Below are 12385 nucleotides of genomic sequence, written 5' to 3'. Positions count from 1 at the left end.
GGCTTTCTCCGCCACCACGCCCCCTGTTCAATCGGCTGAACCGAAAATCTCCTCAACTTCCCGGAACCGAAGGGCGGCAATGTTCTCATTAATCCTGTCGAGAATGCAGTGAATATCCTGTTGATCGCCCTCGATGACGGGCAATAACGCAGCATTAAAAGCTTTTTCACTCTCATTGAGTGCATGGCAGAACTGCAGATAACTGTCCTTATCGCGATAACAGTCTCTCTTCAACTCTTGATGACTCTCTCCGGACGCAACCAGAAGGCCGGTGTAGTGATCGACAAGAAGCGACAACCACTTACGGTACAGGGGTTTGGCACTGGATGGGATATCGCCTGCTTTTTCCACCAGGAGATCAATCGTCGGCGGATTGCCGTTTTGCAGGGCTTCAAACGCGATTTCAAGGGCGCGACGCCTTGAGGTGAGATGGTTCTCTACAAAAGCATTGACCGCATGAGAATATTGTCTGACCTTCCATATGTGGAAAACGAAAAGAATCGGGATGAATATCATCCAGATATCAGGAGCGGGTTTGTCGATTATCCGACCAGCGAGCTGGCGAGCCAGGGATTGCTCGTAGTTGAAAAGTAGATTCTTTTTATTTTCCATGGAGTTTCGAATAAACGTCACCACCGGAGATGGCTGCTCTGTCTCTATCATGCCGAAGTGAGCGGAACTGGGTCATCAAGAAAGAGCGGAGGCTTTCATTTGCTGCCGCCCGAATCACTTTTGCCCCTCAGGCGGTTGAGTGGTGAGCCGGGAAAACCTGTCAGCCTCAGCCGGAGGAGACCCGCCTCCCGGCTGGTCACCTCAAGGACAGACTGCAGGTACTGTTCGGCCTCTTCAACCTGTTCAACATCGGTGTAATAGTAACGGGTGGGATCGATTCCATTCTCATCGAGATAAACGGACATCCGCTTAAGGATGCCGACTGAGTTGGTCAGATACGGTAAAAACACATATACAAACACCAGTGCAGCGCCAAGAACAAGGCAGAATAGACGCAATCTTTGCAGCATGCTTTTGTGGTCTGTGGGCTTCATATTCCGGAACTGAACCGGGAGGAATACCCCCCGGTTCAGTAGTTTAACGGGTACCGTTAAATGTTGGCGGTGATTTCGGGAAATACCAGATAAAACATGATATAGGCCATCGTAAGAGTAAGGACCAGATTGAAACTCTGACCACAAACGTAAAGGATCAGCGGCTTGCCTCCCTTAAAATATTTTGAAAGTTCCCGAAAGTTGGTGGAAAGGCCGATAGCAGCGAAGGACAGGGCGAAGAACCAACTGCGCAGAAGACGGGTTCCACCGCGGACAACTCCCTGGTCGATGAGAGCGCCGCTCATATCTTTCCCCAGATTACTGTCAAGAAGCGAAAACAGGATAGATGCGGCAAGAAAGCCAATCACGAACTTAGGGAAACGGTGCCAGATCTCACCAACGCCTACAGTCGGCCGATTACATTCGTCCGCTTCCACCTTCATGCACCAGTAGAGAGCGATAAAGAAGGCGCTGACGCCAATCATGACGTTCTGGATCATTTTGATGGTTGCTGCCACATACAGGGCTTTTTCACCAAGGAAGGCCCCGGCGGCGGCAACCGCCCCGGTGGCGTCAATCGTCCCGCCCATCCAGGCCCCGCCCAGAATTTCCGGCATCCCGACTGCCTTGATGAATGCCGGCATGGCAATCATCATGATTGCGGTGAAGACCAGGGACAGGCCGATGGACAGGGTCAGCTCCTCTTTTTTCGCCCTGCAGGCTGCGGCTGCCGCAATCGCAGCCGATGTACCACAGACCGACATGTCGGCGGAAATAACAATGTTGAGCGTTTTTGAAGGCATCTTGACAACCGTCTGCCCGAAAATAAAAGTACCTATCAAAACAATCGGGGTAACCACCCAGGCAACAAAAATTCCGGGAATGCCTATGGACATGATCTTGCTGAAGAGGACTTCCGCACCAAGCAGCACGAGTCCGGTTTTAATAAAAAACTCCACTTTACAGGCAGGCAGCGCCCACTTGGGTGTGCCCATCGTGTTGGCAATCACCATACCAAGCAAAACAGCCCATGCTTCCGCCCCAAAACCATATTGCTTGGAAATGGACTGCCCCCCAAGCATGTAGGCCAATACCGCAACCAGGAAAACGACAACGAATCCTGTACCAAAACCGGGAACACTCTCACCCATCATCGCCACTCCGATACCAAAGAAAATGATCATGAAAACGCACAGACCGATCAGGGTTGGGATGTAGTTGTAAGGTTTATTGGCTGTCTTTGCTTTTGCAGATGAGGATTTTTTCTCTGCCGCCTGCCAGTCGGCAATTTTGGCCTTGGCGGCATCATTGAGGGCCGGATCCTTAAAGGAGGCGCCGGCGGCAGCGTCTTCGGCCGACTTGGCCTCGCTCAATTTTGCTGCAGCTTTTGCCTTTGCCTCTTCATAGGCGGGCATCGCCTTTTCATTCTTGGCATTGGCTTGCGCTTCCGTCATGATAAAGGCATCAAGCGGATTCGTTTTCCATGAACCGGGGTGTTTCGTCCAGTGGGATATGAATTTGCCAAAGGCCATGTCTTTGGAGGCTTTAAGTTTTTTTGCATCGCCGGCAGCTTTGTGCCAGGCAATGGTTTTGAATGGGGCCCGGCTCGCTTCAGTGGTTTTTATCTGTTTTGCGGCATCGATCTTCTGGGTGTAATCTGCTTTCGGATAATATCCCAGATACGCAACCAGACACACCGCAACAACTATAAAGCCGAGCCAGATAGCCAGATAATCTTCTTTGGTCCAGAGGTCCGACCAGCGGCTTTGGCCGCTGTCAACAACAACATTTGCATCTTTTTGCGCCATGGTATTTCTCCACTTTTTATGTTAGTTGTTAACTGCATACAATTGCCCACTCATTCAACGCAATCCGGTAAAAATTAACCTTCTCCTCCTCAGCTGCTTTTTCATAGCCATATTCTTTCAAATTCTTTCAAATTCTTTCCGGCTCAAATAGCCCAGGCAAGAATACCAGTGTGCCGCTAACACGTTCCCATGCAGTCATTGATGCTCAAGAATCAATGATTACCAGAATACGTCTACCACAGAGTGTGGCTAGTAAACAATTTAATTTTTGCAAAATAACTGTTAGGGAAAAGCAAAAAAAGCAGGGATACCATAATCAAATTCACCCTTATTGATTTACTGCCTTATTTTCCTCCCGACAATTTCTTTACCTGTGCCTCCAATGCCTCTACCTTTTTCTCCAGATCCTTTATGGATTTGTTGACCTTGTCGAAATTGTACCACTGGACGCCATTAGGTGCCTCGATAAGGTTCGCAGCATGCAAGTCGGAACCGTACACCCGCCACGAGTCGTCCCAATTGGCGGGTTCTTTGAATCCCATCAGCCGGAGCTGCAGATAGGTGAGGGTGGAACGGGTTCCGGTCTGACAATAGGCGATGGTTCGCTTGTTTTTGTCGAAAGAGTCAAAGAGTTTTCCCGTTGAGTCAGCGGTGTAGACATCGGTCTCTTTCATCTTGCCGGTCTTTGTGTCTTTCACCTTGACCAGGGTGGTCAGATGGGAAATACTCACCGCACCCGGGATATGGCCGCCGTTCAACGCGCGCATATCACTGCCGTCATACTCCTTTTCCGTCCGTGAATCGATCAGCTGGACCCCCTTGGTCTGGCCATTGGCAATTGCGACTATTTCAGCGGTTGATGCGTAGCGGCTTGGAACGACATTGGCCTTGAAGGTTGTGGCCGCTTTGATGGTCGGCTCCTTGTCAAGCCTGTTCCCCGCCTTCCGCCATGCCTCGAGACCGCCATCAAGCACATGGACTTTATCATGGCCGAGATATTCCATGACCCAGAAACCAACCGTGGCGTCATTCAGGGTCTTCAGATCACCATGATAGAAAACCACATGGGTATCGTTGCCGATACCCGCTTTACCCAGCATGCTTTCATACTTGCCGACATCCTGAAACACCCTGGCCGTCGGATCACGAAAAGCGCTTTTGCCGGGCTTGCCGAGACTGATCGCCCCGGGGATGTGGCCCTGTACATAATCTTTAAGCTCGCGGGTATCGACCACCACCCAGTCCGGCTTGTCGATATTTTCCTTTACAGTCGCAGCATCAACCAGAAGTTCCGGGTTGGCCCACTGGGCTGCCATAGCGGTTCCAGCACAAGTAATCACAAACGCCGTGACTGTTAACAACACTTTCAATTTCAATTTCATAAACTTTCCTCCATTGGGTTGCCCTAAAGATGATATGGATCTGTTTTTCATCATTTCCAGATCTTCCGGGATTTCAGGTACGCAACTTGAATGTAGCAATATGCATACCACTCTTGATTTCGTGGAATTACAGCCTTACAGGCATTTTAGTGAGAAGGATTGTCCCAAATCGGACAACATGAGAAAAAGAGATGGCCGGAACCGGCCAGAACGATAGAACGGAGAGCAGGGCACCGCTAGAAAAATGACGGATCCAGTTCACATAAAAAAAGAAATCGCCGGGGAATGCCGGGTCTCAGTGATTGTTCCCAACCACAATGGCGCCGAGACCATCGCTCTCTGCCTGGAGGCCCTCCTCGCTTCACACCATGACTCTTATGAGATCATCGTGGTCGATGACTGCTCCTCCGACAACTCCGTCGCCATAATCAAGGAATACCCCTGCCGTCTGATCAGAATGGACGCGCATGGCGGTGCCGCGGCGGCCAGAAACCTGGGCGCCCGGAACAGCCGCGGTCGGACCCTCTTCTTCACCGATAGCGACTGCCTGGTCCTGCCCGAAACCCTGACCCTGGCGGAGCAGGCGGTTCTCCTTGCGGAACCTCACACCATCATCGGCGGCACTTATACCTGCAGACCGCATGACCCCGGTTTCTTCAGCCTGTTCCAGTCGGTGTTCATCCATTATTCCGAACTGAAGAATCCAGAAAATCCGGATTATATCGCAACCCACGCCATGGCCCTTGACGCCTCGACGTTCCGGAACTCAGGCGGGTTTCGAGAGGATTTCCTGCCCATTCTCGAAGATGTGGAATTCAGCCACCGACTCAAACAACAGGGCTGCCGATTACGGATGCGTCCGGAAATTCTGGTCCGCCATTTCTTCGGGTTTTCCCTGGCGAGCTCCATGGCCAACGGTTACCGGAAGGCCAAGTTCTGGACCAGATATTCACTCCTGCACAAAGATCTGCTGACCGATTCCGGCACCGCTTCATTCGAACTGAAGATCTCCGTCATTCTCTTCCACGTCTTCGCCCTTCTCGCCGTCGGCTGGTTGCTCATGCCCGACGCAATTCCCCCGGCAGCCCTTCTGGTCCCGCTCTTTATCAACCTGCTGGTCTGCCAGGGAATGCTTGAACTTTTTCATGCCACCGGCGGAATGAAGCTGGCCCTTGGTGCCGCATCTTATTTCACCCTCCTCTATCCGCTGGCCGTGGGGGCGGGCGCCCTCACCGGCATCGCCTTCCGCGGGCAGACCTCTTCGTGAACGAACATGCCCTATTCCCCTTTCAGACATATCGATTCTATTTTCCTGAAGAGAAAACCAGTCCATCTCACTCTTTTTCTGACCCGCCGCTGCAACGCCCGTTGCCCTTTCTGCTTTTATCTCTCACGGGACCACATCAGCTCCGGCAGAGAGCTTTCCCTGCCGGAAATCGAGCAGATCTCTTCGTCCCTCGGCACTCTGCTCTGGCTCGCATTTTCAGGCGGTGAAATATTTCTGCGCGACGAGCTTGTTGCAATAACGGAACTTTTCTACCGCCGGAACAAACCCGCGATTATCCTGCTGCCGACCAACGGTCTGTTGCCGGAAAAGATCTACCACGACACGGAAGCTATCCTCAAGAGATGCCCGGACAGTGTGGTCACGGTCAAACTCTCGCTGGACGGGCCGGAAGAAATCCATGATGCGTTACGTGGTGTCGCGGGGGCCTATAAAAAGGTGCTGTCCTGTTATGAGTCTCTCGCACCGCTTTTAAGTCAATATGCCCATTTCGAGCTGGGGATCAACACGGTGTTCTGCGCGACAAACCAGGACCGGATAGAGGAAACGATCCGGCTGGTTCAGAACCTTAAGCAGATCAGGGTCCACACTATTTCCCTGATCAGAGGCGAGGTGGCGGAAAGCTCTCTGAAAACAGTCGATCCGGACAAGTACAAAAACGCCGTGGAACTTCTCGCAACCAACATGAAAAATTCGCAGGATGGTGGATACCGCTTCAGGGGCGGTCGCTTGAAGGCGGCCCAGGACATTATCCAGCGCAGGCTGATCCATAAAACCGCGACCGAGAATAAAGCGCAGCTCCCCTGCCTTGCCGGAAAATTAAGTCTGGTTGTAACGGAAACAGGCGACGTGTACCCGTGTGAATCATTTGCCGATAAACTCGGCAATGTCAGAGACGACGGCTATGATCTCATGAGGATTCTCGAAGACCGGAGAAGCACTGACACCCTTGCCGCCATCCGGCAACGGGGTTGCTGCTGCACCCACGAATGCAACATGATGATGAACATCCTCTTCAACCCTGGACAATACCCCGCCCTGCTGAAGGAATATCTCCGGTTGTGATAGTTGCCGATGACGGTTTCTTTTCCCCGGCAACCCCTCTTCGCTGAAACACTCCCTCAGAGAGCCAGATCCAGAACAGACTCCGGATTCCGGTGAAAGCGGCCCGCAGGTCGTTCACGCTTCTGATCCCGATAAAACGGCGGAGGAGAAAGCGCGGCCGGGAATAGAAAGATTTGAAGGCGATCCGCCGCAATCTGGTGATATCGCCTCTGCCCATAGTAAACGGGGTAAACGCAGCGCCCTGATAGGTATAATCGCCGAGGTTCCCGGAAACCGTTCCGTATTTCTCAAGACGGTCGTGGAGTTCGGTGCCCGGAAATGGTGTCAGGCAATGGAAATTCGCCACATCGGGATTGAGATCACAGGCGAACTTGATGGTCCTGAGCCCTTCGGCGAATGTCTCGCCGGGCAGACCGAACAGAAACGGGGTAAAGACCTTGAGCCCGGCCTCCCTGGCCGCCGCAACCGCCCCGCGGATCTGCTCCAGGGTGATCCCCTTTCTGATCGTATCAAGGTTCTTCTGGACCCCGCTCTCCGCCCCCAGCAGGATCGCCCAGCAGCCCGCCTTTTTAAAGGCCCGGAGCAGGGGTTTATCAACCTGATCGACCCTTGCCGAGGCAAACCAGCTGAAATCAAGCCCCCGTTTATGAATCTCGGTGGTCAGTTGCATCGCCCGGTCGTAATCGCCGGCCAGGGTTTCATCGATGAACTTGATCTCCCGATAGCCCTGGGAGAGACACAGCTCGATCTCCGCCATCACGTTGTCGATACTGCGATATCTGATCCCGCTCTTCCGCCTTCTGTCCATCTGGAAGCAGTAGATACAATGGTGATCACAGCCCCTGGAAGTCATGACCACCGCCACCGGTTTACGCTTGTAAGTTGCGGGTGGCGGAATATATCTGCCCGCTTCACCAAGCAGTTCCCGGGCGGGAAAAGCCAGAGTGTCAAGATTGGTGCAGAGCGGCCGGGGAGCGTTGCAGATTATTGAATCATTCAGCCGCCAGACGAGACCGGCGACCTCGGCCAGATCCCTGCCCGCCGCAAAACGGTTGACCATTTCGACCACCGTCACTTCACCTTCACCGGTGACCACCGCATCGACATCCGGGCAATCCTCCAGACATTTTTCCCGGACCGCAACCGGATACGGTCCGCCCACTGCGATAAACACCTCGGGCAGAATCTCCCTGATCTCCTGCGCTGCCAGCATCGCTTTCGGCCAGCCGAAAGCGGTAGAGTAGAGTCCGACAAACTCCGGCCTAGCCAGACCAACCGCATTGAGGATTTCCGCACGGGTCAGAAAGGCCCCGTTCAGAAACGCCACCTCATGGCCTGCCTGCTGCAAAGCAGAAGCAACATAGAGCGTCCCCAGAGGCTGCCAGTAATTGATCTGGGATGCGGCGGTTCTGGTCGGAAAAATTTCTTCCGGTTGCCAGGCAGGAATGATCAGCAAGCATTTCATTGACTCACCCGATTATACGCGACACGGACAGGCGGCTATTCGTTCCGGCATACTCAAATGCGCTCCGGAGCGTTGCAGGACTTTCCCGGCCGCTTTGATGCCGCTTTCCATCGCATGGTCCATGTTCAGGTAGCTGTACCGGCCGCTCCGGCCGATGAGGTGCAGGTTTTCAAAGCGTTCCAGCCAGTCGGTCACCACCCGCAGGTGCTTCTGATAATCAACGCTGAACACCGGGTAGGCGTGGGGAACCTTCAGGACACGACTGTCAATCACTTCCCGGGAGTTGATGAACCCCAGTCGCTGCAACTGCTCTGATGTTTCAGTAACCAGCTTTTCATCCGATGCATTCCAGACATGATCGCCCTGATCACAGAAATACTCAATCACCAGATGGGTCTGCCCCGCCGGGGCCATTGCCGCACTCCAGTTGGTCGGTTCGTGGATTCTGCCGAACGGGATCTCCTTGCCGGGAAAATAGAGCCAGGTCAGATCCGTCACCCTCTTCCTGCGCAGCATGACTGCGACAACAACCAGGGAGCGGAAACTGATCCGGTCCACCGCCGCCAGCACTTCAGGCGGCGGTTTGGGGCGCATCTTCCGGACGAGCACGGTTAACGGGATACTGGAAAGATAATTGCTGCCGCGAACCAGTGACATGCCCCCGCTATCCTGCACCTCTATTCCGGTGATCTCCCGGTCTGTACGATATACTTCACGGACTTCGGAGCCGACCCTTACCTGATTGCTGCAAACGATACGCTCCTGCAACCGGTCCGAAAGCACCCCGATGCCGAGCCGTGGGTAAACAAAATGATCGGTCAGTGTCTTGTATCCGTTGCTCTTCAGCCTGAAGAGCGCATGCCTGACAGCCTTCCACAGCGACAGACCGTCGATGCGCCTGGCAACCCATTCCATACTGATCCGGCTGCAGTTAAGCCCCCAGACCTTTTCACTGTAATCTTTGAAATAGAGTTCAAACATTATCCGGCCGAAATGTGCCACCACCCAATCCTCCAGAGAAATCAAGGGTGGCCCTGCCGAGATAAGCCGGCGAATTTTTTCTCCGGCGTAATCAAAGATAATCGAGGTGGTCGTGGAAATCCCCAGACCGAGAAGAGCATTGACCGGATTCAAGGGATAATCGACATATTTGCCGTTCATAAAAATCCGGCTGCTCCGCGGCACCGTTAACAGCTCTTTACCAAGCAACCCCGAAACAAGGGTCATGGTCTGTTTGTTATCGGCGAGAAAACGGTGCCCACCCAAATCAAACCTGAACCCGCCATGCCGGATGGTCCTGGCCAGACCGCCGACCGCACCACCTTTTTCAATAACCGTAACCGGGTGCCCTGCATCCGTTAATCTATGACCTGCTGCAAGTCCAGCCAGACCACCGCCCAGAATAACACTGCCGCTATCAGCACCATGGTGCCGGCAGTGTTCGTATGGCAGTTTGTTTTCCTCAACCCCGCCCACGCCCATCCCTGCCGACAAGGATCCCAGCGGCCCTCTGAGCTGTCGGGAAGCCGCGCTCTGCATGCTCATCGCAACAACAGAACCGGGATTTTCGCATTGTTTGCCACTTCCCGGCTGACGCTGCCCATGAACAGCGTGTGCAGCCGCTGACTGCGGGAGCCCATGACAATCATGCCGACCTTTTCCTCCTCGGCTGCCGCCATGATCTCCTCAGCCGGATGTCCTGCCCGGACAATTTTCTTCACAGCCGAAATACCTTTTCCGGCCAGCATCTTTGCGTAATACTCGAGAATTTTACGGGCTTTTTTGTCCATCATTTCCTGGTGCTCGGTGCCCTGCAGAGATTTCCTCAAGGTGTTGACCTCTGAATCGCTGAGCAGGAGATCATCCATTATTGAGCCGCCTTCAATTTTCTCTACATATAGCAGGACAACATGCTCCGGCAGGCAACCACCCAGAACATCGATCAATATTTCACATGTTCTGATGGAACTCCTGGTGTCATCCACCGCAAGTAAAATGTTTTTCACGGGGTATCTCCATTTGATTGGGGAAGGTCTATTCTTCCTGCAGTGACTTGTAATATTTGCTCATCTCATCAGTAACGCCTTCGATCTTGTCACCACCGCCACCGTATCCGGCAGCCTCAACCGCGCCAAAATAGCCCGGTTCGGTTCCGGTGTTGGCAGAAAGCTTGTAGCCTCCGAAAAAGCAGGCTCCGGCGATAATCGTCACGATCAAAAAAAACTGGCCCGATTTCATCCCGCTCCTCCTTATTCCTCTTCGCTCTTGTAAAGATTTTCATACTGCTTCAGCAGTTCCGAATCGGGAGCAACCCCGCCCTCGATACCGGCACCATCTCCAAAGCCAACCTCCAGAAACGGCGGCAGGCTGTAGCCCAGCATAAAAGTGCTGAAACCGACCACTATGGCGATGATGATCATAAGATGCTGTTTCATGTGTGCTCCTCCTCTTTTTTTTCTCTACTGCAGCTACAAAACAGCGCTCTCAGCCTTTGACAATTTTGAATACATACCGGCCGCCATCCGAATTTTTCTCGACGATATCGTTGCCGTTGTTATCACACATGGCGGAAACCGATTCTGATGAAGAGGGGTTATCGAAAATCACTTCCAGCATTTCGCCGCTCCGGATCTTTTCAAGGGCCTTCTTGGTATAGATCTGGGGATGCGGGCAGACATACCCGGTCACATCGAGGGTGTAGACGCCTTCTTCTTTTTTTGCAAATGTCATAGCCATGGTTGTACCTCCGTTTTCAGCTTATTCTTCAAAATGCTAAATTGTTATTCACCCTTCGGATAGAAGTCTCGATGTCTCGCAAGCTCACGTATCGGTATGAGCAAACGAGCAGTTCAACTTAAGCTATAAATCGAAACCGGCCATCTCGCCGGCCATCTTCCGCTCCGTGTACCAGTTAAAAAACTTGACCCCGATATAGGCCCCGCCGATCATGCCGAGGCCGAACAGCCAGCCGGACATATCGCCCATGGCGGTCCGGACAAAAAACGCCCCGACATTACACCCCAGGGCCAGCCTGGAACCGATCCCCATCAGGGCGCCGCCGATAATGGCCCAGACCGCAAGCTCTAAAGTCGGAGCCTTGAACTTGAATTCTCCGTGCAGGAGCGCCATGACCGCAGCACCGCCGATCAGGGCAACCGACATCCAGTCGGCGGGGTTGATGGCCGGGCTCGGAATGCCGTTCACCCAGCCAAAATAGATATTGTCCATATTCTCCATCCCGAGCTTCTGCAGCATCCACCCGACCCACTGTGCTTCCTGGGTGGTCACATACCAGTAGCCGGGGTCAAACACGGTCCCTTTGGCCGAAATCCCGTAGTCATGGCCAAGCCTCACCAGCAGGGTGCCGGCATTTTTGACCCCGAATTTCATCCGCATGCCTTCGATGACAAACATCTGCAGACCGCAGGCGATCCCCAGCAGCAGCCCTGCAATCGAGGTCCTTTTGGAGGCCATGATCATGCCCCAGAAGCCGTGCAGATGATCTTTGAGAGTAATATTCCCGCCTTTCTCCTTCTGCAGCTTCCGGACATAGTTTTTCTTGACCCAGAAAAAATAGACGATCAAGAGGATGATCAGGGCGGGAACGAAAACTCCGGCCAGGGCATTGCCCAGCAGCGCTCCGGAAAGGGTGTCGTCTTTCATGCCGAGGCTCTGGGCATAGGTCATGACCGGCTGGTCCCAGACATACCCGGCGAGATACTGGTCGATAAACCCATCACCGACATTGATCGAATCGGGGAGCCCCTTTTTAAGGGCCGATTCATGCCAGGCCTGGGGGACCAGTCTGTTGAGGATCCCGCCCCAGTCGACAAAGAGAGACTGGGTAACACTGATCGAGAGGATCACCAGCAGCGAGACCCCGTTGCCCTCCCCGGTCTTGTACAGCGACCCGGAAGCGCAACCGCCGGCGAAGACCATCCCGACCCCGAAAATCAGGCCGGCAATGGTGGCGTGAAAACTGACCGGGGCCGCATGGAAGGTGCTCCAGCCGGTGGCCGAAACAAAGGCCGAGGTGATGGCAAAGAGAAGGGTCGCGATCATGATTCCGACGACCATTCGCGGAACGCCCACCGCAAAAAGGTCCCTGAAGGCCGAGGCAAAGCAGAACCTGCCGTACTGCAGGCACATGCCGTAGATAAATCCGAACCAGAGGTAGGCCGAGAGGTAGATGTAATATTCGTGGATTGCGAAGGTCACCACGCTTATCAGGCTGAAGAAGCCGACAATAACGTAGGCCCAGACAACGTTCCTTCTTGGGATAATAATTTCCATTCCTTCCTCCTAAGATATGTGCGGATCAACACCGGTTTTCA

The 12385-nt window shown here is 53.4% G+C and carries 13 protein-coding genes; 2 read left to right on the top strand and 11 right to left on the bottom strand.

Going from position 1 to position 12385, the window contains the following annotated elements:
* Positions 1-27: 27 nt before the first annotated feature.
* From KKG35_02265 to KKG35_02250, 4 genes are all read right to left on the bottom strand, one after another.
* Entirely contained in the window at positions 28-612 is a 585-nt protein-coding gene (locus KKG35_02265) for an NF038143 family protein (GenBank protein MBU1736942.1), read from the bottom strand.
* 95 nt (positions 613-707) lie between these two features.
* Positions 708-1046 (bottom strand): hypothetical protein, encoded by a 339-nt coding sequence (locus KKG35_02260; protein MBU1736941.1) that lies wholly within the window; start codon positions 1044-1046, stop codon positions 708-710.
* A gap of 56 nt (positions 1047-1102) precedes the next feature.
* Entirely contained in the window at positions 1103-2854 is a 1752-nt protein-coding gene (locus KKG35_02255; protein MBU1736940.1) for a putative sulfate exporter family transporter, read from the bottom strand.
* Positions 2855-3198: 344 nt separating this feature from the next.
* Entirely contained in the window at positions 3199-4170 is a 972-nt protein-coding gene (locus tag KKG35_02250) for a hypothetical protein (GenBank protein ID MBU1736939.1), read from the bottom strand.
* Between the two features lie 310 nt (positions 4171-4480).
* Here KKG35_02250 and KKG35_02245 point away from each other — a divergent pair, with 310 nt between their 5' ends.
* Together KKG35_02245 and KKG35_02240 are read left to right on the top strand one after the other, a co-directional pair.
* Positions 4481-5503, top strand: a complete 1023-nt coding sequence (locus tag KKG35_02245; protein ID MBU1736938.1) for a glycosyltransferase — start codon at positions 4481-4483, stop codon at positions 5501-5503.
* 6 nt (positions 5504-5509) lie between these two features.
* The gene (locus KKG35_02240; GenBank protein MBU1736937.1) at positions 5510-6586 is read left to right on the top strand and encodes a radical SAM protein; all 1077 of its coding nucleotides are present in this window, start codon (positions 5510-5512) and stop codon (positions 6584-6586) included.
* On the opposite strand, the gene KKG35_02235 is transcribed toward KKG35_02240, so the two are convergent.
* From KKG35_02235 to KKG35_02205, 7 genes are all read right to left on the bottom strand, one after another.
* Positions 6537-8051: a B12-binding domain-containing radical SAM protein gene (locus tag KKG35_02235; protein MBU1736936.1), complete on the bottom strand. Its 1515-nt coding sequence runs from the start codon at positions 8049-8051 to the stop codon at positions 6537-6539. The genes KKG35_02240 and KKG35_02235 overlap by 50 nt on opposite strands.
* Positions 8052-8063: 12 nt before the next feature.
* Entirely contained in the window at positions 8064-9596 is a 1533-nt protein-coding gene (locus tag KKG35_02230; GenBank protein MBU1736935.1) for an FAD-dependent oxidoreductase, read from the bottom strand.
* On the bottom strand, positions 9593-10057 hold the full coding sequence (locus KKG35_02225) for a universal stress protein (protein MBU1736934.1): 465 nt from the start codon (positions 10055-10057) through the stop codon (positions 9593-9595). Before KKG35_02225 ends, KKG35_02230 begins: the two co-directional genes overlap by 4 nt.
* A 28-nt stretch (positions 10058-10085) precedes the next feature.
* Positions 10086-10289, bottom strand: coding sequence for a hypothetical protein (locus KKG35_02220; GenBank protein ID MBU1736933.1), 204 nt, complete (start codon positions 10287-10289; stop codon positions 10086-10088).
* A gap of 11 nt (positions 10290-10300) precedes the next feature.
* Positions 10301-10486: a hypothetical protein gene (locus KKG35_02215; protein ID MBU1736932.1), complete on the bottom strand. Its 186-nt coding sequence runs from the start codon at positions 10484-10486 to the stop codon at positions 10301-10303.
* Positions 10487-10535: 49 nt separating this feature from the next.
* A complete protein-coding gene (locus KKG35_02210; protein MBU1736931.1) occupies positions 10536-10787 on the bottom strand; it encodes a sulfurtransferase TusA family protein in 252 nt (83 codons plus the stop codon).
* A 123-nt stretch (positions 10788-10910) separates the two neighbouring features.
* Positions 10911-12344, bottom strand: a complete 1434-nt coding sequence (locus KKG35_02205; GenBank protein MBU1736930.1) for a YeeE/YedE family protein — start codon at positions 12342-12344, stop codon at positions 10911-10913.
* Positions 12345-12385 lie beyond the last annotated feature (41 nt).

This window comes from Pseudomonadota bacterium (assembly GCA_018823285.1).
Classification (GTDB): Bacteria; Desulfobacterota; Desulfobulbia; order Desulfobulbales; family JAGXFP01; genus JAHJIQ01.
The sequence above is the reverse complement of the archived record's forward strand: the minus strand, read 5'-3'. Positions and strand labels throughout refer to the sequence as shown.

Coding starts and splice junctions, on each gene's coding strand:
- KKG35_02250 (MBU1736939.1), bottom strand. CDS start 4,170: ATGGCAGCCCAGTGGGCCAACCCGGAACTTCTGGTTGATGCTGCGACT.
- KKG35_02240 (MBU1736937.1), top strand. CDS start 5,510: ATGCCCTATTCCCCTTTCAGACATATCGATTCTATTTTCCTGAAGAGA.
- KKG35_02255 (MBU1736940.1), bottom strand. CDS start 2,854: ATGGCGCAAAAAGATGCAAATGTTGTTGTTGACAGCGGCCAAAGCCGC.
- KKG35_02265 (MBU1736942.1), bottom strand. CDS start 612: ATGGAAAATAAAAAGAATCTACTTTTCAACTACGAGCAATCCCTGGCT.
- KKG35_02235 (MBU1736936.1), bottom strand. CDS start 8,051: ATGAAATGCTTGCTGATCATTCCTGCCTGGCAACCGGAAGAAATTTTT.
- KKG35_02210 (MBU1736931.1), bottom strand. CDS start 10,787: ATGGCTATGACATTTGCAAAAAAAGAAGAAGGCGTCTACACCCTCGAT.
- KKG35_02215 (MBU1736932.1), bottom strand. CDS start 10,486: ATGAAACAGCATCTTATGATCATCATCGCCATAGTGGTCGGTTTCAGC.
- KKG35_02205 (MBU1736930.1), bottom strand. CDS start 12,344: ATGGAAATTATTATCCCAAGAAGGAACGTTGTCTGGGCCTACGTTATT.
- KKG35_02220 (MBU1736933.1), bottom strand. CDS start 10,289: ATGAAATCGGGCCAGTTTTTTTTGATCGTGACGATTATCGCCGGAGCC.
- KKG35_02230 (MBU1736935.1), bottom strand. CDS start 9,596: ATGAGCATGCAGAGCGCGGCTTCCCGACAGCTCAGAGGGCCGCTGGGA.
- KKG35_02245 (MBU1736938.1), top strand. CDS start 4,481: ATGACGGATCCAGTTCACATAAAAAAAGAAATCGCCGGGGAATGCCGG.
- KKG35_02260 (MBU1736941.1), bottom strand. CDS start 1,046: ATGAAGCCCACAGACCACAAAAGCATGCTGCAAAGATTGCGTCTATTC.